This window comes from Candidatus Manganitrophus morganii (assembly GCA_021651055.1).
GTDB lineage: Bacteria > Nitrospirota > Nitrospiria > SBBL01 > Manganitrophaceae > Manganitrophus > Manganitrophus morganii.
Window position 1 is genome coordinate 3,718,532 of the sequence record JAJHOH010000001.1, and the last position, 21,130, is coordinate 3,739,661.

Annotated in this window: 22 protein-coding genes; all 22 read left to right on the top strand. The window is 51.6% G+C overall.

Going from position 1 to position 21,130, the window contains the following annotated elements:
* The first annotated feature begins 3 nt into the window (after positions 1–3).
* The 22 genes from lptB to MCM46_17255 all read left to right on the top strand — a co-directional run bounded on the left by lptB (position 4) and on the right by MCM46_17255 (position 20,529).
* Positions 4–750, top strand: a complete 747-nt coding sequence (lptB, locus tag MCM46_17150) for an LPS export ABC transporter ATP-binding protein (GenBank protein ID MCG3113537.1) — start codon at positions 4–6, stop codon at positions 748–750.
* 44 nt (positions 751–794) lie between these two features.
* Positions 795–2,231, top strand: a complete 1,437-nt coding sequence (rpoN, locus tag MCM46_17155; GenBank protein MCG3113538.1) for an RNA polymerase factor sigma-54 — start codon at positions 795–797, stop codon at positions 2,229–2,231.
* Between the two features lie 50 nt (positions 2,232–2,281).
* Entirely contained in the window at positions 2,282–2,803 is a 522-nt protein-coding gene (raiA, locus tag MCM46_17160) for a ribosome-associated translation inhibitor RaiA (protein MCG3113539.1), read from the top strand.
* Between the two features lie 45 nt (positions 2,804–2,848).
* Positions 2,849–3,727 (top strand): RNase adapter RapZ, encoded by an 879-nt coding sequence (gene rapZ, locus MCM46_17165; protein ID MCG3113540.1) that lies wholly within the window; start codon positions 2,849–2,851, stop codon positions 3,725–3,727.
* A gap of 2 nt (positions 3,728–3,729) precedes the next feature.
* A complete protein-coding gene (locus tag MCM46_17170; protein MCG3113541.1) occupies positions 3,730–4,326 on the top strand; it encodes a UbiX family flavin prenyltransferase in 597 nt (198 codons plus the stop codon).
* Positions 4,323–4,793 carry a hypothetical protein gene (locus MCM46_17175; protein MCG3113542.1) on the top strand — a complete coding sequence of 157 codons (471 nt, stop codon included), beginning with the start codon at positions 4,323–4,325 and terminating at the stop codon, positions 4,791–4,793. The genes MCM46_17170 and MCM46_17175 overlap by 4 nt, the downstream gene beginning before the upstream one ends.
* Before the next feature lie 15 nt (positions 4,794–4,808).
* Positions 4,809–5,510, top strand: coding sequence for a hypothetical protein (locus tag MCM46_17180; GenBank protein MCG3113543.1), 702 nt, complete (start codon positions 4,809–4,811; stop codon positions 5,508–5,510).
* Between the two features lie 179 nt (positions 5,511–5,689).
* On the top strand, positions 5,690–5,917 hold the full coding sequence (locus MCM46_17185; GenBank protein MCG3113544.1) for a MerR family transcriptional regulator: 228 nt from the start codon (positions 5,690–5,692) through the stop codon (positions 5,915–5,917).
* Position 5,918: 1 nt separating this feature from the next.
* Positions 5,919–7,007: a pilus assembly protein PilM gene (locus MCM46_17190; GenBank protein ID MCG3113545.1), complete on the top strand. Its 1,089-nt coding sequence runs from the start codon at positions 5,919–5,921 to the stop codon at positions 7,005–7,007.
* Between the two features lie 3 nt (positions 7,008–7,010).
* Positions 7,011–7,556, top strand: coding sequence for a PilN domain-containing protein (locus MCM46_17195; GenBank protein ID MCG3113546.1), 546 nt, complete (start codon positions 7,011–7,013; stop codon positions 7,554–7,556).
* Positions 7,557–7,583: 27 nt separating this feature from the next.
* Positions 7,584–8,165, top strand: a complete 582-nt coding sequence (locus MCM46_17200) for a type 4a pilus biogenesis protein PilO (protein ID MCG3113547.1) — start codon at positions 7,584–7,586, stop codon at positions 8,163–8,165.
* Positions 8,162–8,728, top strand: coding sequence for a pilus assembly protein PilP (locus MCM46_17205; GenBank protein MCG3113548.1), 567 nt, complete (start codon positions 8,162–8,164; stop codon positions 8,726–8,728). Before MCM46_17200 ends, MCM46_17205 begins: the two co-directional genes overlap by 4 nt.
* A gap of 77 nt (positions 8,729–8,805) precedes the next feature.
* Positions 8,806–11,139, top strand: coding sequence for a type IV pilus secretin PilQ (gene pilQ, locus MCM46_17210; protein MCG3113549.1), 2,334 nt, complete (start codon positions 8,806–8,808; stop codon positions 11,137–11,139).
* A gap of 36 nt (positions 11,140–11,175) precedes the next feature.
* A complete protein-coding gene (locus MCM46_17215) occupies positions 11,176–11,706 on the top strand; it encodes a shikimate kinase (GenBank protein MCG3113550.1) in 531 nt (176 codons plus the stop codon).
* Positions 11,681–12,760: a 3-dehydroquinate synthase gene (gene aroB, locus MCM46_17220; GenBank protein MCG3113551.1), complete on the top strand. Its 1,080-nt coding sequence runs from the start codon at positions 11,681–11,683 to the stop codon at positions 12,758–12,760. Before MCM46_17215 ends, aroB begins: the two co-directional genes overlap by 26 nt.
* Positions 12,761–12,794: 34 nt before the next feature.
* Positions 12,795–13,247, top strand: coding sequence for a hypothetical protein (locus tag MCM46_17225; protein MCG3113552.1), 453 nt, complete (start codon positions 12,795–12,797; stop codon positions 13,245–13,247).
* Positions 13,248–13,612: 365 nt separating this feature from the next.
* Positions 13,613–15,397 carry a hypothetical protein gene (locus tag MCM46_17230; protein MCG3113553.1) on the top strand — a complete coding sequence of 595 codons (1,785 nt, stop codon included), beginning with the start codon at positions 13,613–13,615 and terminating at the stop codon, positions 15,395–15,397.
* A gap of 238 nt (positions 15,398–15,635) precedes the next feature.
* Positions 15,636–16,178 carry an isoprenylcysteine carboxylmethyltransferase family protein gene (locus MCM46_17235; protein MCG3113554.1) on the top strand — a complete coding sequence of 181 codons (543 nt, stop codon included), beginning with the start codon at positions 15,636–15,638 and terminating at the stop codon, positions 16,176–16,178.
* A gap of 95 nt (positions 16,179–16,273) precedes the next feature.
* On the top strand, positions 16,274–16,909 hold the full coding sequence (locus tag MCM46_17240) for a hypothetical protein (protein MCG3113555.1): 636 nt from the start codon (positions 16,274–16,276) through the stop codon (positions 16,907–16,909).
* Positions 16,869–18,431 (top strand): bifunctional phosphoribosylaminoimidazolecarboxamide formyltransferase/IMP cyclohydrolase, encoded by a 1,563-nt coding sequence (purH, locus tag MCM46_17245; protein MCG3113556.1) that lies wholly within the window; start codon positions 16,869–16,871, stop codon positions 18,429–18,431. Before MCM46_17240 ends, purH begins: the two co-directional genes overlap by 41 nt.
* A 133-nt stretch (positions 18,432–18,564) precedes the next feature.
* Complete coding sequence (gene purD, locus MCM46_17250; protein ID MCG3113557.1) at positions 18,565–19,815, top strand: phosphoribosylamine--glycine ligase; 1,251 nt, start codon at positions 18,565–18,567, stop codon at positions 19,813–19,815.
* Positions 19,816–20,079: 264 nt separating this feature from the next.
* Positions 20,080–20,529: a hypothetical protein gene (locus tag MCM46_17255; protein MCG3113558.1), complete on the top strand. Its 450-nt coding sequence runs from the start codon at positions 20,080–20,082 to the stop codon at positions 20,527–20,529.
* Positions 20,530–21,130: the final 601 nt, after the last annotated feature.

A 21,130-nucleotide genomic window follows, 5' to 3' on the forward strand; every position in this document is an offset into this window, starting at 1 on the left:
GAGATGCTCGAAGCAACGGAACTCGAAAAAAAATATCAGGGCCGCAAGGTCGTTCGGAATGTCAATATCCGTGTGGGAGCCGGGGAAATCGTCGGATTGCTCGGTCCGAACGGCGCCGGAAAGACAACGACCTTTTATATGATTGTCGGTTTGACCCCTCCGGACCGCGGGGATATCTTTTTGAACGGAGAGCGGATGACAGGGATGCCGATGTATCTTCGCGCCCGCAAGGGGATCAGTTATCTTCCTCAGGAACCATCGATCTTCAGAAAGTTGACGGTCGAAGAGAACATTATGGCGATTCTCGAAACGCTCGATCTCTCTCCCGCCGAGCGGCAGTCCCGTCTGGAAGCGCTTCTCGGCGAATTAAACATTTCACATTTGGCGAAGCACAAGGCGTTCACCCTCTCCGGAGGAGAGCGTCGTCGTCTTGAAATCACACGGGCCTTGGTGATCTCGCCCCAATTCATCCTCCTCGACGAACCGTTCGCCGGAATCGACCCGATCGTCGTCATGGAGATTCAAAAGATTATTTTTCAACTCAAGAAGCGCGGGATCGGAGTCCTCATTACCGATCATAACGTTCAAGAGACGCTCGAAATTACCGATCGATCGTATATCATCTATGAAGGGGAAATCCTCATTTCCGGGACTTCCTCCGAGATCGCCAATAGTCCGCAAGCGCGGGAAATTTATCTGGGCGATCGTTTCCGTTGGCAGGATCGAAACGCGCCGTCTCTTCAATCATAACGTAGGCTTGTAGGGGTTCGGATATGTCTTGGTCAGAGAGTGGGATGCGAGCCAGACTCGATCTAAAGATGACGCAGAAGCTGATCATGACGCCTCAGCTGCAGCAGGCCATTAAGCTTCTCCAGCTTTCAAGACTCGAGTTGACCCAAACCATTAATCAGGAGATGCTGGAAAATCCACTTCTTGAAGATACGGCCGCCGATTCCCCAGAAGAGGAAACCGCTTCTGCGACCTTGGACGGAGAGACCGAGAAGAGAGAGGAAGAATCGTCTGAGAAGTCAGATGAACTCGATCTCAAGTGGGAAGATTATTATACAGATGATGATCGGGGAGACGAGGGGGGAAGCTACTCGGCCGCCTCTTCGGAAGAGCGGCCGTCGTATGAGCAAACCCTTACGAAGGCCGCCTCTCTGGTAGATCATCTTCTTTGGCAGTTGGGGCTTTCCTCGGTGACGGAGAAAGAGAAGGAGATCGGGACGGTACTCGTCGGCAATATAGACGATAACGGTTATCTTGGCGCTTCACTTGAGGAAATTGCGCAGACGGTCTCGAGCTCGGTCGAATCGGTTGAAAAAGTTTTAAAAGTAATCCAGGGATTTGATCCCACCGGCGTCGGCGCCAGAGACTTGAAAGAGTGTCTACTCATCCAGACCGCTCAGTTGGGACTGTCCGGCTCTTTGGTTGATGCGGTGATCAAGGATCATTTGGAAGACCTGGAGAAGAAGCGGTATCAGAATATTGCAAAATGCTGTAATGTCACCCTTCAAGAGGTGTTGCATGCCTCGAAGGTGATCGAGCATCTGGAGCCGAAGCCGGGTCGTCCCTTCACTTCGTCGGAGAACCTCCATATCATCCCGGATGTTTTCGTCGTCAAATCGGAAGGGAAATATGTGGTCCTGTTGAATGACGACGGTCTTCCCAAATTGAAGATCAGCCCTTTTTACCGCAGTCTCCTCCGATCGAAGGAGACCGTTGCGGAGACGACAAAAACCTATCTTGAAGAAAAGTTTCGGTCGGCCCTTTGGCTTGTCCGCAGCATTGAACAGAGAAACCGGACCATCCAGTTGGTGGCCGAGAGTATCGTTAATTTTCAATACGAGTTCATGGAGAAGGGAATCAGTTGTTTGAAGCCGCTGATCCTCAAACAGGTGGCGGATGACATCTCGATGCATGAGTCGACGGTGAGCCGCGTGACCACCAATAAATATATGTTCACCCCGCAAGGTATTTTCGAGCTGAAATTCTTTTTCAATAGCAGCCTTCCCCGCGTCGGGAACGGCGCAGAAAACCTTTCCTCAATTGCCGTTCGAGAGATGATCCGGAAAATGGTCTTGGAAGAAGATCCGGTCCACCCCTTAAAAGATCAGGAAATTGTAGAGCGCCTCAAGCAAAATGATGTGGACATTGCCAGGCGAACGGTGACAAAGTATCGGGCCTGGCTCAAGATTCCACCCGCGAGTCGGCGGAAAAGACCTTTTTAGACGATCCAACGGGAATATCCCATTTGTACCGACCGTCGCAAGGAGGATCAATGGAAGTCATGATCACCGGAAGACAGATGGAGGTCACCCCCGCGTTAAAGGAGTATATTGAGGGCCGTGCGCGGAAAATTGAAAAATATTCCTCCAAAACCACACAGATCGCATTTACGCTCAAGGTAGAAAAGTACCGTCATATTGCAGAGGTGTTGGTTCGAGCGAACGGATTTCTCTTGCAGGCCGAAGAAGAGACCGACGAGATGTATGCCTCGGTCGATCAGGCCATGAGCAAAATCGAAAGGCAATTTAAAAAATATAAGGAAAAACTGACCAATCACCGGGTTCGGCAGGAAGCGGTTTCAGGGGAGTCCCAACCGGAGGCCGAACCGTCTATTCCGACGGTCCAAAAGAAGAAGGTTTTCCCCGTGAAGGCGATGCGCTTGGAAGAGGCGGCCTTACAAATGGAGCTGCTCGGAAAAGATTTTTTTCTGTTCGGAAATCATGAAAATCACCGGATCAATGTTCTCTACAAACGAAAAGATGGAACACTCGGGCTGATCGAGCCGATTTATTAACGCAAGATCTTAATTAAGCGCCATTCATCCCCGGCGTTTTACCCTATGCCTGCAGCAAAAAATGTCCGCCTGGTCGTCATTAGCGGCCTTTCGGGTTCCGGCAAAAGTTATGTCATCAAGTACTTTGAGGATCTCGGCTTTTTTTGCATTGATAACCTCCCGCCCCCCCTTCTTCCGAAGTTTGTAGAGCTGTGCAACCAGTCGCGAAGCCATATTACGAAGGCGGCGCTCGGCATTGATATCCGAGAACGGGATTTCCTCGGCCATTTTCTGAACATCTTCGATCAGTTGAAGGAAGAGGGGTACCAGATGGAACTCCTTTTCCTCGAGGCGAATGACGAGGTGCTCGTGCGGCGGTTTTCGGAAACGCGTCGTCCGCATCCGTTGGCCCGGGACGGTTCGGTGATCGACGGCATTCGGATGGAACGTGAGAAACTAAGCGACCTGAGGAAACGCGCCGATAAAATTTTGGACACCTCCAATTATCATGTTCACCAGCTCAAAGAGGTGATCACCCAATATTATTTGGAGAAAGGAGAGAACAACCATTTGAATATCTCCTTGATCTCCTTCGGCTATAAATTCGGAATTCCGTATGATCTGGATCTCCTGTTCGATGTCCGCTTTCTCAGCAATCCCAACTTTGAAAGGGAGTTGAAGCCGCTCACCGGGGAGCATCCCCGCATCCAAAGCTACGTTACCTCCCAGCCGGAGGCGAAGATATTTCTGGAGAAGCTGTACGGCTTTCTCGATTTCCTCGTCCCGCTTTACGAGAAGGAGGGGAAAAGTTATCTGACGATCGGGATCGGATGCACCGGCGGAAGACACCGATCCGTCTCCATTGTCAATTTATTACGGGAGCATCTCCAGTCGAGGGGATTGCAGGTTCATTGGCGCCATCGGGATTTGGGACAGCCGGGGTAAAAATGTCGAGTTACGTGGTGGCGATTTCGGGGGCGAGCGGGGCGGTCTACGGGGTGCGGCTCCTCGAGTATCTGTTGAAGGAAAAGCACAAGGTCTATCTGACCCTTTCCCATGAGGCGCGGTTGATCATTCGGGAGGAGCTCGGATTGGAGTGGGGCGCCAATTTTGAAGAGACCGGCGAAATCCTAAAAAAGAAATATGCCGGCGATGATCTCGTGTATTGTAATGAGAAGGATATGACGGCGCCGATTGCCAGCGGATCGGTTCCCACACAAGGGATGATCATCGCCCCATGTTCGATGAAGACGTTGGCGGCGATTGCCCACGGATTCTCTTCGAACCTCATTGAACGGGCCGCCGACGTTACCCTCAAGGAGAGGCGGCCGCTCCTGCTCATTCCGCGGGAAACCCCGCTCAACCAGGTTCATCTGAGGAATATGTTGATGCTTTCCGAGATGGGGGCCACCCTCATTCCGGCGATGCCGGCCTTCTACAATCATCCCCAATCGATCGACGATATGGTCAACTTTATCGTGGGACGCGCGCTGGATGGGCTGAAGATTGAGAACCGAATCTATCAACGATGGAAGGAATCATGAAAGTGAATTTCTATGGAAGGCTCTTTCTTCTGGTGATCTCGGTTTTATTTCTTTTTTCCTGCGAATCGGGGCCCGAAGTCGCGCCGCATGCGGACTGGGCCGATGTCACCCTCCATGCGGTCGGCATCGGGCAGATCCAAGGAGAGTGGTCGCTTTCGGATAGGATCCAAGCGGTGCAACACGCCAAGGTGGATGCTTACGCAAAACTCGAATCACAAATTATGATGCTGCAGATCAATTCAAAAAAAACGATTTCCGAATTGGTCGCGAAAGACGAGCAGATCGGCAAGAAAATCGCTTCTTTTGTCAGGGGAGCCAGAATCGTTCGGACCGACAATAGAGAGAACGGCGTTGAGATTCTGACAGAGCTCTTCTTAGGAGAGAACTTTAAGGCGACGATCGGTCTGGCCGAGAGAAAGCCGAAACCGGTTCCAAGAGGGAATACACCCGAATCATCCCGATTCTAAATTGAGGTAAGAAGTGTGGCTGATCGAAAACAGCTCCTTTTACCGCGACTCAATCTAGAAATCCTTCAATCCGAAACACTCCTCTTCCTTGTGGAGGATTCGTCGACCGACGGATTTACCCTCGACTTAATTACAAAATATTTTCTTACGACGGAATCGCTCATCCGGAAGATCTTTCAGCATCCGAATGCCTGGGAAGCCACGCTCAATTATGTCCGCATGTTTGGAGATTACGCTCAGGAGCCGTGGTTTGCGTCCAAACGAAAAGCGCTTGACACGGAGGCGGTACAGGAGCCTGATTTCGTGAACTTGTTTCAACAAGTTCAACAGATGAAGGTGTCTGAGAAAATTCAACTGGCACTCAAAGGGAACAAAGAAGCAAGAGCCCTTCTATTAAAGGATTCGAATAAACAAGTCATCCTGGCCGTCCTTAACAGCCCCAGACTGACGGAACAAGAAGTGGAATCGATCGCCCAGTCAAAAAACGTATCCGAAGATATTCTGCGTGTCGTTGCGAACAATCGGAACTGGATGAAGAATTACGGGATTATCGTCGGTCTCGTAAACAATCCCAAAACGCCCGTGGGGCTCTCCCTCGGTTTCATCAAAAACCTCAAACCCAAAGAGCTCAATAATCTCGCGAAAAACAAGGGCGTTCCAGAAGTCATCCGGAGCTCCGCCGGAAAGTTTCTTCAGATGAAGCGAGCGGGGAAATAATTGATCGGCCTGCTCCCAATCCATTAAAGAAATTTTCCTCTTTCTTGATTGCCTGTCCTGATACGATTTTAAAATTATCAACTTTTCGGTTAAAATTTCCACTTTCCTTGACAAACGTCAAATACTAAGTATACTTACTATCGTCAAATTGCATGGCGGGATACTTGAGGAATTTGGGAATGCTTCATAAGAATAATGGGAAATACAAAACGAAAGATATCTGCGCATTGTTTGATATTTCGAAGGCGACGTTGTTCCGATGGGAAAGCGAAGGACGGATCTCCAACGTGGGGCGAGACTGGAGAAACTGGCGGCTCTACTCCGATCAGAACATCAAGGAAATAAAGAAGATCATCTCTCGCCGTTCCGGTTATTCCAATAAACAGGGATTTTCAAAGAAAGGTTGAGGTGCCGATTCTGATGGAACTTTCTCTCCCCTTTTCCCGTAAAAAAGAGCTCATCGGACTCGATATCGGCTCCGGCGCGATCAAGCTGGTCCAGGTGAAAGAGACAAGCAAGGGTTACCAGCTTCAGAAGTTCGGCGTCAAGGCGCTTGATTCCGAACTGATCGTCGACGGAACGATTATGGATGCGGGACGGGTCGTCTCCGTGATCAAAGAGCTTCTGGAGGAGCAGGCGGTCAAAGTAAAAGATGTCGCCGTTTCCGTCTCCGGGCATTCGGTGATTGTGAAGAAAATCAGTCTTCCGATGATGACGGAGGAAGAGCTGGAGGAATCGATCAAATGGGAAGCGGAACAATACATCCCATTTGACATTAACGACGTGAATATCGACTTTCATATTCTTGGAACGGGAGACAATCAGGAATCGAAAGAGCAGATGTCGGTGTTGTTGGTGGCGGTCAAGAAGGACAAGTTGACCGAATACACGACCTTGGTGACGGAAGCAGGACTCAATCCGGTGATCGTCGACGTCGACGCGTTTACCATCGAGAACATGTTCGGCGTGAATTATGACGCGAGGGAAGGGGAGATCGTGGCGCTCGTCAATATCGGCGCCAGCGTGATGAACATTAATATCCTGAAGGGCGGCACCTTCGCCTTCACGCGGGATATTTCCATCGGAGGAAATCGCTACAACGAGACGATTCAGAGAGAGTTCAACGTCAGCTACGAACAGGCCGAGAAAGCAAAGCGGAACGAGGCGGTTGAAGGAATCGATCCTCAGGCCCTTTCTTCCATCATCAACAATTTGAACGCGGAAATTTCTTCGGAGGTGATCCGATCGTTCGATTATTTCAAAACGACCTCTACCAATGAGAACATCGACCGCATTGTTCTCAGCGGAGGAGCATCCAAAATTCCTGATCTGTTGTCCCAGCTTGCGGAGAAATCGGGAGTCCCCGTTGAAATGGCGGACCCCTTTAAAAAAGTGGATATTCCCAAAAAAGTATTTGACCCGGAATACATTCGAGAGATGGCGCCCTTGGCTGCGGTCGGAATGGGCTTGGCGATTCGAAAAATTGGGGATCGATAATCAATGATCAAGATCAATTTACTTCCGACGCAAAAAGCGAAGAAGGGAAAAAAGAAGGTCGAGATTCAATCGCAGTTGATCCTTGCTTCCGGCGTGTTGTCCGTTCTTTTCCTGATTCTCGGATACGGCTGGATTACGCTCAATGAGAGGGTCGACAATCTAACGGCCGAAAAGACAAAACTGACGACGGAATTGGGAGTGCTTAAGACAAAAGTAAAAGAAGTAGAAAATTATGAGAAAGACAAGAAAGCGGTCGAGGAGAAGATCCATATTATCGAGCAGCTCCGTAAAAATCAGTCGATTCCTGTCCTTCTCCTGGATCAAATCAGCCGAAGCCTTCCGGAGAAAGTATGGTTGGTGAACGTCAATGAGCAGAACGGTGTGATCGACCTGGAGGGAAGGGCCACCACAAACAGCGAAATCGTCGATTTCATCAATAATTTAAAGCGGTCTGCTCTTTTTAAAGATGTGCAGATTCTCGAATCAAGACAGGGGATGGAAGGGACCGTTTCCATTTATACATTCAGGCTCAAATGGTCTCTGGCATAAAACAATAAGGGGCGGCCGGGCGGCATTATGGCATTGAATCTGGAAAAACTGAAGAACCTCACCAATACCCAAAAGTTTGTCTCTCTTGTTCTCGTCATCGTGATCATCTCCGGGGCATTTGTTTGGTTTGTCTTTATCCCGAAGAGCGGTGAGATCTCTACCCTCAACGGGCAAATCGCAGCGCTGAATAATGACATCAATATTCATCGAATCAAGGTGAAGCGCCTTGATGAACTCATCACGGAGAATCGACAGCTTCAACTTCAACTGGCTACTTTAAAAGAGCAGCTTCCTCCGGAGGCGGAGGTTGAAATTCTCTTGAAGCAGGTGTCCGACTTGGGGGGGAGGACCGGCCTTGATTTTAAATTGTGGCGGCCTGCCGAGAAAAGGCCCAGCCCGTCGGGACTCTACGTCGAAATTCCTGTGAATGTGGAAGTGGCCGGAGCATACCATGCGCTCGGCGTCTTCTTCGATAAAATCAGCAAATTGCCTCGGATTATTAATGTGTCGAATATTCGGATGGGGAGCTCCAAGCTGGAACAAAATAAGGTTTTGATCCAGACCAGTTTCTCCGCCACGGCGTTTGCTTCTGTTGAAGGGGCTCCATGATCAGGAAACAATTTCTTTTAAATAACGGTATGCTTTTCCTCGTAGCGTTCTTATTCGGATGCGGCGAGACCGCACCGCCGGTTGCTTCGAAGCCGGCGCCAACGACGGCGGCGAAGGTCGTACCGGCCGCTCCGACGGTTGTCCCGGCCCTCCCGGCGGAAGAAATTGTTTCCCCGGAGGTCCTCGTCAAGAAAGAAGATCCCGCTGCGCTCTTTCAATACAATCCGGAAGGGAGGCGTGACCCATTCAAATCGATTATTATCGCCATCGGAAAGCGAAGCGCCTCGGAAAACCTTCCCCCTCTGCAGCGGAAGGAGCTGTCTGAAATGAAGGTGATCGGCATTGTTTGGGGAGGCTTTGGACACGGCGCTGTCATCCAGACGCAGGACGGAAAGGGATATCCCGTCCGAAAGGGAACCCGGATCGGGATGAACAACGGTGTGATCAGCCGAATTACAAACAAAGAAGTGGTGATTGAAGAAAAATACCTCGACATCTTTGGTGAGACCAAAGTGAGGAATGTTGTGATGGAACTTCATCCCCAAAAGGAGGGGCTAGAATGATCGGGCAGAACAGACTTGTTTTCGTGATTGTATTTTTAATATGGACCCAATCCTGTTCTCCGAAGGCCTCTCAGGTGATGACACAACCCTCATCCCCAAAGGAAATCGTCGATATTCGCGTTGTTTCAGAGTCTGAGAAGACCCAAGTGGTCGTGGAAGGCCAGCAACCGATGATTTATACGACTTTTCATCTGACCGATCCTTATCGTCTGATTGTGGATATGGCGGGTGTCGGCCTCGGAAAATTTACGGAAAAGATCGATGTCAATCAAGGGGGGGTCCGTTCGATTCTCCCCGTGGCGGGAGAGGGAAATCAGGTCGGGCGTCTGGAAATCGAGGTCGATGAATCTGTCGAGACGAATGTGAGGACGGAGGGGACCAATCTCATCGTCGAAGTGGCTCATCCGGCGTCGAAACCGGCTGAACCGGTCGTGGAGAAACCGGTGGAACCGATCCTCGCGCTCACCGAGGAGCCGAAACCGGTCCTTCCTCCGCCGATCAAGGAGGAGAAAGATCTCTCTCCGGCAAAGATCGTCAAATCGATCCGGTTCGATCGGAAGGAAGGTCTCCAGTTGGTGATCACGTCGGATGGACAGCTTTCTCCGAATGTCTTCCTTCTCGATCCGAAGCGTCTCGTGATCGATCTTCCCGATGTGAAAATGGCCTCCAAAATAAAGACCCTCCCTGCGAAGAACCATGCCGTCAAGCAGGCCCGAATCGGCGTTCATTCGAACAAAGTGCGGCTTGTCCTCGATTTAAATGCGCCGGTTGTATACTCGCTGCAACAAGATGGCCCCCAACTGCGCGTTCATTTAAAAGATGCTTCCGAGGTCGCTTCCTCGTCTAAGAAAGAAGCGTCTGGAAATTCTTCTGCACCGGCGGATGTCTCCGCGGCGCCTGCAACAGCGGTCATCGTTCCTCCTGTTGTGCCGATGCCTGAGGCGGCTGTTCCTAATATGGAAGTGGCCGCTTTGGTTGATCCTTCCGCCGGCATGACGGAGGGGACTGAGGCAGCGGCGGCTCCCGCGCCGGCGCCGGCGCCGATGATTGATGTGAGAATGGCGGAAAAGCCTTCTGTAGAGGCCCCGCTGGAACGGGTGGCCGACAAGGCGGATATCGTTCTTGAAAACGGGGAATCGTCCGAAGAGTCTAAGAAAAAAGTAGAAACCGGATCGGTCACCCCTCCCAAATATGTGGGGAGGAGAATTTCTCTCGATTTTCAGGATGCCGATCTCGCCAATGTCATCCGGCTGATCGCGGATGTCAGCAACCTGAATATCGTTCTCGGAGAAGATGTAAAGGGAAAAGTGACATTGAAATTAATCAATGTTCCCTGGGACCAGGCGCTCGACATTATCCTGAAGATGAACAGTTTCGGCCAAATCCGCGAAGGGAATATCATTCGGATCGCCACCTTGTCTAATATTGCGCAACAGCAAGACGAAGAGGCCCGCGCCAAAGAGACCAAGATCAAGGCGGAGGACCTCCAGACGCGAATTATCTATGTGAACTACGGAAAGGCGGCCGATCTCGTCGATTCCCTCAGAAAGCTTCTCTCGACACGAGGAGATATTACTGTCGATGGCCGAACGAATGCGCTGATTGTGAAAGATATCGAAAAAAATCTCGATGAAGTTGCCAGACTTGTTAAGACAATCGATACCCAAACACCTCAGGTGGTCATCGAGGCGCGAATAGTCCAGGTGGCGCCGACTTTCAACAGAAGCCTCGGCATTCAGTGGGGGGCCTCCGCCCAAACCGTCACCGGCGGAAATATCGTCGGTTTGCGGGGGGGAGGGGGGGGACCGGGCGCCGTTTTCGGCACACCGGACCCGTCCTTTGCGGTGAACCTTCCGTCCGCTCAAAATTTCGGCGGTCTCGGCTTTTCGTTCGGCCGGTTTACAGACAATCCGATTAATCTCGATCTTCGACTCTCGGCCGGGGAATCGCAAGGTTTAACACGGGTCGTCTCGACGCCGAAGGTGTCGGTTTTGAACAATCAAGAGGCGAAGATCGAGCAGGGAGAGTCGATTCCATTTTCGACCACCTCTCAGGCCGGAACACAGACCACCTTTGTCGATGCAAACCTCACTCTTCTGGTCACACCGCATATCTCTTCGGATGGAGGGATTATCATGAAGATCAGGGTGAGCAAGAACGCCCCGGGAGAGACCCGATTCGGCGCATCCGGCCCGAGTATTCTTAAGAAGGAGGCGACCACGAACGTTCTTGTAAAAGATGGGGAGACAACTGTCATCGGCGGTATCTATGAGACCACGAAGACCGATTCGATCAACGGAATCCCCTATCTGATGGATATTCCATTCCTGGGATGGCTTTTCAAAACGACGACCAAACGAGAAGACACTTCTGAACTGTTGGTCTTCTTGACCCCCAGGATTATAAAATAGCTTGATCTGAGTGATTTAGATCGGTAAGTTGTATGGATGAAGAATATCGTGTTGCTCGGGTTTATGGGGACGGGGAAGAGCGCGGTCGGAAGGCGACTGGCGACGGCGTTCCACTATCAGTTCATCGATACGGATCAAGTGATCGAGGAGAAGACCCACAAACGGGTTGCCGAGATTTTTTCCGAGCAAGGAGAGGAAACGTTTCGGCGGCTGGAATCGGAAGCAGTTTTCGATCTGGCGGAACGGACCGGTTGTGTGATTTCAACCGGAGGAGGGATCGTCCTCGATTCAAAAAATCTTGATTTGCTCCAAAAGAACGGTATTCTGGTCCTCCTGCGGTGCCGTCCGGAAGTCATTTTCAAAAGGGTCCAAAAACGGGCAGGACAACGGCCTCTTTTACAGAAAGCCGATCCGCTATCGGAGATCCAACGGCTTCTGGCAGAACGGGAGCCCTTTTATCGGAGAGCCGACATTACTTTGGACACCTCCGATATGAATTTAGATGATGTTGTTCAACAGATTAAGAGAAAGGTCTTGGAGATTGAAGGTCGAGAAAGTACGGCTTAGTTTGGGCGCAAACAGTTATGATGTGGTCATCGGAACCGGGATCAGGAATCGGTTGGGTCCGTATCTAAGAACCCTTTCGTTGGGGGAAAAAGTGGCGGTGGTCACCAATCCGGCCATTGATCGTCTCTACGGCGCCGGCATCCGAAGAAGCCTTCAGGCCGCTCGATTCGTTCCAAAGACGATTCGAATCCGGGACGGAGAGCGGCATAAGAATCTGACGGAGATCGAGCGGATTTACGACCAACTGATTCTTCATCGATTCGAGCGGGGATCGACGCTCGTCGCGTTAGGCGGAGGGGTGATCGGGGACATGGCCGGTTTTGCGGCGGCGACATTCCTTCGCGGCATTCCATTCGTTCAGGTTCCGACCACGGTGGTGGCGCAGGTTGATGCGAGCATCGGCGGGAAGACCGGCGTTGATCACTCTCGCGGGAAGAATTTGATCGGCGCCTTTCACCAGCCGAAGCTGGTCTGCGTTGATCCGGGCGTGCTTGCAACCTTGCCCCGGCGGGAGTTTATCGCGGGACTGGCGGAGGTCTTCAAGTACGGTGTCATCATGGACGCCGCATTTTTCAAATATCTTGAAGAAAATGCCGCGGCGATTCTGGCGATGGATTCTAAAAAACTCTTTCACTGCATTAAAAGATCGGCGGCGCTGAAGGCGAAGGTCGTGTCGGCCGACGAACGGGAATCGGGGCTGAGAAAGATCTTAAATTACGGCCATACGCTTGGACATGCCGTTGAGACATTAACCGGCTACCGAAAGTACAAACACGGCGAAGCGGTCGCCATTGGGATGGCCTCGGCGGCCAAGCTCTCCTATCTGCTCGGCATGACGGATTGGCAGACGGTTCAACGACAAATTTCGCTCTTACGGGCGTTTCACCTTCCGACCGAGTTGCCTAAATTAGACCCCGGCAGTATACTTGAGACCATGGAAAGGGACAAAAAAGTGGCCGGTGGAGAAATCTTTTTTGTCTTGCCGGAAAAAATTGGTGAGGTCCGGATTGTCCCGGTCGACCGGAAAGTTTTGAAAGCGTTTTTGAGCGCGTAGAAATGAGGTGAAGTCAATCGTGAGGTATATCCAAATGAGAAGACAAGCGGCTTCAGTCCTTTTACTCTCCTTGATCTTATTCTTTTCGGGGTGTGGCGGCGATGCAAAAGCGCCATTTGATGCCACAGTGACCGGTCCGGATGACGACGATTTTACGGTTACTGGTGCTGCGGCGCCTTCCATCGTATTGCCACTTGAGTTTCAAGTGAGGGATGTTTCCGGGACCGTTGCGCTGCCCGATGTAGAGATTGAGCTATTTGCGGGAGGGGGGGGGATTCTGACCGACATTGACGGAAATCCATTGGATCCCAATAACCCGACCTATTTTAAAACAAAAACGGACGATCGCGGTTTAACCCGTACCGCTTTCCTTATTTCACTTCCAGGCTGCGGAGCTGAAAGCGTTGTTATGACGGGGTCGGTGACAGCAACCGTCGGATCTGCAGCTGCATTGTGGACAGGAACATTCACGATTGAAGAGTGTTAAATGACATTGAATTGACGAGCCAGAGCGTCATTTTGAATCTTAATGATGTTTCATATTCCTGATATCAGCATCCGGTGATCTTTCCGGGTTCCAGCCCATTGAAAGGTTCTCATCGATTGTCCCCCCATCAAGCAAACTCACTTCTGTTGATCAACATTCCCTTCCCCTGATTGTTGTCAAACGATCCGCAACGGATTTGAGAGACAATCTTTTAAATCGTCCTTTTCACAAGAACGTTTCTCTTCATAAACATAAATAGAACCGGTTGCCTTGACAGTCTCCGAGCTTCTGTTAAACTCTAAAGCACGTAATACCCCCTCGGTATTGGACGGCATCGGATAAGAATCTTTCTCGGAGTGAGCGCGATGTTTTTTCCTCATATGAAAAAAACAATGTTCGCAATGGCTTTGTGCGGACTCGTCGGTTTTTTTATCTTGGGATGCACTGAGGAGACGCAAGCGCCGAAAGGCCGGGCGATCACCCCTCTCCATACCCCTTCGCAGGGAGCACAAGCGGCCAGCTCCAATGTGGTGTCGATACAGGCGGGCATTGCCGTTACGGACGTCATGGTCTCATTAGGGGAGATCGCAGCCGGAGATGGTTTAGGCATCGGTAAGCCGATCAATCCCCTCACCAAGGCGAATCATGACTATTATAAAATGGTGACCTTGAGTCATAAGGTTGCTCGAACTCCGGTCGTGCAAAAGGTCCGTCGTATGCTGAAGACGGCAAACGCGCCGGCTCCGATTGCGAGTGCAACGACCCCCTGTGTTGACGGGGGAACCATAGACCTCAGCGGGACGTTCGACAGCAGCACCGGAAATTACGAGCTGGACCTCGATTTCACCGATTGCAGAGAAGACAGCTCCCAAATGAACGGGCCGTTCCACGTCTCCGCGACCGCGAGCGGAAGCGGCAGTGTCGCGGATGCCTTGATGACATTGACCTTTGGCGATGAGGATGGAGATTTTTCGATCCAAGACTATGGAAAAACCGATACCAATCCATATGCGACTTTAAAAGGGATTATCACCTCATCGTTGACGCTCACGGAGGATCTTAGTACAACGTCCGGCACGGCCGGCACGATTGTCCTGGCCGCCGAAGGAAATATTTCATTTAACGATTTTATCAATTTAACTGAGATTGGATTTCAAGGTTTTACCAATGAAATAAGATATGATGAAGCGACGGGTCGATTCGATGAAGTACTCAACGGGGTGATGACGGAAACCAAAACAAACGGAAGAAATGCAACGGTCATTACGACATTTACCGATGTCATCACAAGCGTGATTGAAACGGAGGCAGGAGGCGATACAACGACAGAGGTGGCCTACTCGGGAACGCTGACCCTTTTCATTAATCCCGATTCCGACTGTATGACCCAAGGAACATTTAATATTGAAACTCCGACGCCGATCCGGACGGTGAATGGCGCCTGTCCGGTTGCCGGTCGGGTCGTGATCAATGAGGATGCCCTGATCCAATTTAATGCCGACCAAAGTGTCGATGTCTCCATCACCGGGGGAAGTTCAAGCCAGCATACCGACTGTACCGATATTTTCGAGATGTGTGAAGTGGACGATCTGAATGATAATAGCGAGATTGTATCGGTTGCCTCAGGAGCGACGGTCGGCGTCGAGGGTGAAAACGTTCTGGTCACATTGATCTGGGAGGATGATACCGTGGATCAAAGCGACATCGATTTACACGTCGGTTATTATGCCGATCCGTTCCCGGTGAGCGGTCCGGCGACTGCCACTGTCGCCTACCATAATACGGGAACAACCTTCGGAACCGCCAGTGCCATACTGGACCTTGACGATACCGATGGCCAGGGACCGGAGCATGTGACCGTTTTCGGGCTGCCGATTGGGCGCTATGTCATTGCCGTAAACAGTTTTTCACTTGACGGATCAGCGAGCGCCACGGTTACGGTATCGGTCAAAATAGGCGATTTCGTATACCTTTATCCCAATCACACCTTTACAACCTCCGACGGAGACGGTACAGATCCAGACAGTTGGCATCGTGTCACCGACCTGCAATGCACCTCCTCAGGATGCAGTTTGGTTCCCCCCAATTTGAGCCTACAGGTTCATAGTACCGAGGGTGAATTTAAACCAGGGATCAAGCGTGTAAAGTAAAAGAGACAGCGTGTGTGTCTGATATTCTTGTCCAGCCGAAAGCCTACTTCCTTTAATTGAGAAAAGCCGCCTTACCATCGGTCACAGACGGCTCTTTTTTATGAACCAAGCCATTTCCCCCTGAAATTAATTCCCTTCTGATGATACTATTGCACCCCTTTTTCTCCGCAGACTTTGCTTGAATTTTCTGCGTGATTTGATATACTCCACCCATCTTTTATCCCCGGAGATGGACATCTTGAAGAACCTGCTTCGAAAGATTACCGTTAAGACAATCCCCGTCTATATTCTGATGGCCGCCTTGATTTATTTCGCTCGGCCCAAACTGAGCTTTTTCCTGGTAGGGCTCCCGTTGATTCTGGGGGGGGAAGCATTGCGCCTCTGGGCGGCGGGACACCTCAGCAAGAATCGGGAGGTGACGACCACCGGGCCGTATGCCCACGTGAAGAATCCTCTTTATCTCGGTACCTTTTTGATCATGATCGGATTTTGCCTTTTAGCCAGCCAATGGATTATTCTAGGGGTGGGCCTCCTTGCTTTTTTCTCTTACTACGTCCCATTCAAGAAGAAGGCGGAATCGGACCGGTTGCGGGAAATTTTCGGTTTGGCTTGGGACGAATACGATCGAAGCGTGCCCGATTACGTTCCGCGCCTGACCCCTTACGAAAAGCGGGGGAAACATGAATGGGAGTGGTCCCGCGTCGTTTCGAACAGCGAACATGAGACCGCCGTCGTCACCGCATTGGGCGTTTTGATCTTATCGATGCGGTTCTTTTTCTAGAGGGACTTCAAATCGAATTAGAGCGGGGCTCATTCCAACAATACCGGCAGGGGACGATCCGGGAGGGTTATCCCTGGAAGCCCGATATTTTTATCTTGAAGAAAGACAATAAATACATTGTCGTGAAAGATTACGCGGCGAAGTCGTTCGTCTTCCGGTTTTTCGTCGGGATGGTCTCAAACAGGCGGGAGGCGACGATCTACCGCAAGCTCCAGGGGCTTCACGGGATCCCGGAATACCTCGGGTCGATCGATCGTTACGCCATTGCGGTTTCGTACGTTCCCGGCCGGAACGCCTCCGAGCTCGAACCGGGAGAGCTTACCCCCGATTTTTTTGCGCGGTTGCGGAGTCTGATCGATGCCGTCCATGCGCGCGGTGTGGTCTTGTGCGATCTTCGAAATATCAAGAATGTCATCGTCGGAGATGATGGGGAGCCGTACCTCATCGACTTTGCGACCGCCTTTCAAAAGGGGGGAAGATTTAATTTTCTAAAAAACGGTCTTCATCGAATTTTTTATCAAGATGATCTTTTGGGAATTGCAAAACTGAAACGGAACCGTGCGCCTCACTTATTAACCAAAGAGGAGGAGATCGCACTGGAGAAAGGGGTTTTTCTCCAACGGCAGGCGATTTTCATTAAACACTGGGGGCGGCCGCTTCTACAAAAAATATTCGGTTTTAGGAGAATCCATGGGAAGAATCAGAAGAGCCATACTGAGCGTTTACGATAAAGAAGGAATCGTCGATTTCGCCCAGGGACTTCAGTCCCTCGGGGTGGAGATTCTTTCGACGGGAGGGACCTACAAGCTCCTTAAAGAGAAGGGGATCCAGGTCAAAGAGGTCTCCGAGCATACCGGCTTTCCCGAAATGTTGGACGGTCGGGTGAAGACCCTTCATCCGAAGATTCACGGCGGCATTTTGGGGAGGCGAGATGATCCGAAACACCTGGAACAGATGAAGACTCAGGGAATCGAGCCGATCGACCTCGTCGCAGTGAACCTCTATCCTTTCAAGGCGACGATCGCGAAGCCGAACGTCACGCTGGAAGAGGCGATTGAGAACATCGATATCGGCGGGCCGACGATGCTCCGCTCCGCCGCGAAGAACTACAAAGATGTCGCCGTCATTATCGATCCGAAAGATTACGCCGCGGTTTTGGATGAGATGAAGCGTTCCGGCGGGGAGATCTCCGAGGCGAAACGATACGATCTGGCGAAGAAGGTCTTCTTCACAACCTCCGATTACGACCGGACGATTTCTTCCTATCTCGAAGGCCGGGAGGGGAAAGCAGAGCGCTTCCCCGATCACCTTGTCCTTCAGTTCGAGAAGGTCCAATCGCTTCGATACGGCGAGAATCCGCACCAGCAAGCCGCCTTCTATCGGGAGCCCCAGGTGACCGAAGGGGGCGTCGCCGCCGCGAAGCAGATCTGGGGAAAGGAGATGTCGTACAACAATTTCCTCGACACCCACTCCGCCTTCGAGCTGGTCAAGGAGTTTAAGGAACCGGCCGCCGTCATCATCAAACACAACAACCCCTGCGGCGTCGCCACCGGCGCCACATTGGTCGAAGCGTACAAGAAGGCCAAGGCGACCGATCCGGTCTCCGCCTTCGGCGGGGTCGCCGCTTTCAATCGACCGCTCGATGCCGAGACCGCTCAAGAAATTACCACCACCTTCATGGAGGTGATCATCGCCCCGACGATCGAGCCGGCCGCCGCGACCCTCTTTCAAAAGAAAAAAGACCTCCGTGTCCTGGAGGCCGGAAGCAAATCGATCGGCGCATCGAATGCCGGGCGGGTTGATTTCAGACGGGTCGGGGGGGGACTGCTCGTTCAGGACACCGACAGCGCCATGATCCACGATCCGAAGGAATTAAAAATCGTCAGCAAACGCCCGCCGACGCAGGAAGAGCTCGAAGCGATGCTCTTCGCCTGGAAGGTTTGTAAACATGTCAAATCGAATGCCATCATCTTTGCGCGCCCGGGGCAGACGGTCGGAATCGGCGCGGGCCAGATGAGCCGGGTCGATTCGGTGAAGATTGCGACGATGAAAGCGCAGACGCCCGTTTCCGGCTGCGTGATGGCCTCCGACGCCTTCTTCCCGTTTAGGGACGGGATCGATGCCGCCGCCCAGGTCGGCATCACCGCGGTGATACAGCCGGGGGGATCGATCCGGGATCAAGAAATCATCCAGGCGGTCGACGAGCAGAACCTGGCGATGGTTCTCACCGGTTTTAGACATTTCCGGCATTGATTAAGAGATTTTCCCCGCATTATCCAAAAAGGTGTAGGGGCGCAATTTATTGCGCCCTCCGGTTGGGCGTGATGAATCACGCCCCTACCGTAGAAGGGAGATCGGGTCGCCCGACCTGCCAGGAATATCCGTTATGAAGATCTTAGTCATTGGAGCGGGGGGGCGCGAGCACGCCCTGGTTTGGAAGATCGCGCAGAGCCCTCGGGTTCGCGAGCTCTACTGTGCGCCGGGGAATCCGGGAATCGAGACCCTCGCAAAGATCGTCCCCATCGCCGTCGATGAAATCGAAAAACTTCTCGCCTTTGCCAAAGAGAAACAGATCGATCTGACCGTCGTCGGTCCCGAGCTCCCCCTTTCGCTGGGAATCGTCGACCGGTTTGAAGCCGAAGGGCTTCGGATTTTCGGCCCGCATCGCGCCGCCGCGCAGATCGAAACGAGCAAGGTCTTCTCCAAAACCCTCATGCAGAAATATCAGATCCCGACCGCCGACGCCGAGGTGGTGACGCTCGAGCGGGCCTACGAGATGCTTCCCCATCTCCCGATGCCGATCGTCCTCAAGGTGGAGGGGCTGGCTGCCGGGAAGGGGGTTGTGATCGCCCGCGATCAGAAAGAGGCGAAGGAAGGGCTCGATGGGTTTCGGGCGATGGGAGAGGCGGCGGGACGGATTATTTTGGAGCGATTTCTCGAAGGGGTCGAAGCGACCTTCTTCGTCATCACCGATGGGGAGAAGGCCTTGCCGCTCGCCTCGGCGCAGGATCACAAGCGGGTCTTCGATGAAGATCGCGGCCCCAACACCGGCGGAATGGGGGCGATCTCTCCGACGCCGCGGATTACGCAGAAGATGGAATCGATAGTGATGGAGCGGATCATCACGCCGACCTTGCGGGGGCTTGCGGCGGAGGGGAGCCCCTATCGCGGCGTTCTCTATGCCGGATTGATGCTCACCTCTTCCGGACCGCACGTTCTGGAGTTCAATGCCCGGTGGGGGGATCCGGAGACGCAGGCGGTTCTTCCGCGTCTAAAGAGCGATTGGGTCGATGTCATGGAGGCGACGCTCGATCATCGCCTCGATCAAACCCGGCTCGAATGGCGGGAAGAATCCTCCGTCTGCGTGGTATTGGCTTCCGAAGGTTATCCCGGAACATATCGAAAAGGGGAGGTCATCTCGGGCCTCGATCAGATCGACCTTCCGGACACCCTCGTTTTTCACGCCGGAACCGGGCGACAGGGGGAAGCGTGGGTGACGCAGGGGGGAAGGGTGTTGGGGGTGACCGCCCTCGGCCAGAGCGTCGCGGAGGCCCGCCGCCGGGCCTATCAAGCGGTTGACCGAATTTCCTTTCGCGGGATGCATTACCGGCGGGATATCGGCGCGTCGGCTTTGTAGAGACCCGTCCGAGCGTCACAGATACAATCCTTCTCGCTTTTACCTCCTTCCAGATTCTCCTAGCACCTCCGAATCACTCCTAATTTCACTTCACTCCCCAATCCGAAAATCCCCATTTGAAGTCGGGATATTTATTTTCTTGACTTTGCCTCCGCCGTTCCAGTATTTTCCGAAGCAGGATTTCCTTAAAGCGATAACAGCAATGGAGTTGAGATCTTTGGTATAAGATAAAAAGCATTTTCACAATCAATGAAGGAGCGGTTGATGCGCGCATCTTGGCGACGGTTGTTGTCTGGTTGGGTTGTGCTCTTTGGTTTGGTTGTTTTAGCTCCATTAGCCTACGCTCAAGGTTCGGTTGCCGGAAACTCCGGCGCCTTCACCTATTCCATCCCCATCGAAGTCCCCCCGGGGCGTCACGGTCTTACCCCACAAATTGCACTCACCTACAATTCATCCGCAGGTAATGGCTTCCTCGGCGTCGGCTGGGACCTTCCAATCGGCTACGTCATGCGCAATACCAAATACGGCGTCAATTATAATTGCGATCCCGCGACTAGTCCGAATCCCTGTTATTCTTTCATGCTCGGTGGCGCTTCCTCTGAGTTGATCCCCCGGACGGATTTTTGTCCGACCGATTGCTTTGGAGCAAGGGTTGAAGAGGGGTTCATGCCTTTAAAAGGATCAGTGGCCAGAGCGGCACATATTGGGATGTAACCGATAAGACAGGCACTAAATACCTCTTGGGTCAAACAGTCGCTTCCAGACAGGGCGGGACGCCGGGTGTATTCAAGTGGATGTTGGACACTGTGACGGATACCCACGGCAACACGATAAACTATCTTTATATTAAAGACCAAGGAGAAATATACATTGATCGAATTGATTATCAGGGGGGATTCGGGCGGCCTGATATCGGAGTAACTCCTTCTCTTTTTAATTTTTTATGACTTTTAAAAAGAAAATTCTATTAGGAATATTCACCGTTCAGCCACTGGTTTTTTTTATTCTATGTTTTTTTTGGATGTTCACCCATTCTCCACAAGAAATAAAGGCTGTTGTAAACGATCCTTTTTTCTTAATTTTCATACTTGTTCCTAGCGTTAGTCCAGCAGTTTATCTACACTATTTCTATCTCGATCATGTTATGGATTCAGAGCATTTAAATCCTGATGAGAAGAAATATTGGGTGAAAATGATTAATACATTCCATATCGTTACCATCGTAGTCTATTTTTATAAGTATATTTGGAATCAACCACAAGCAAAACCTCATTAATCAAGGTATCAGACGAGGGTTATTACAATAGAGGGAACT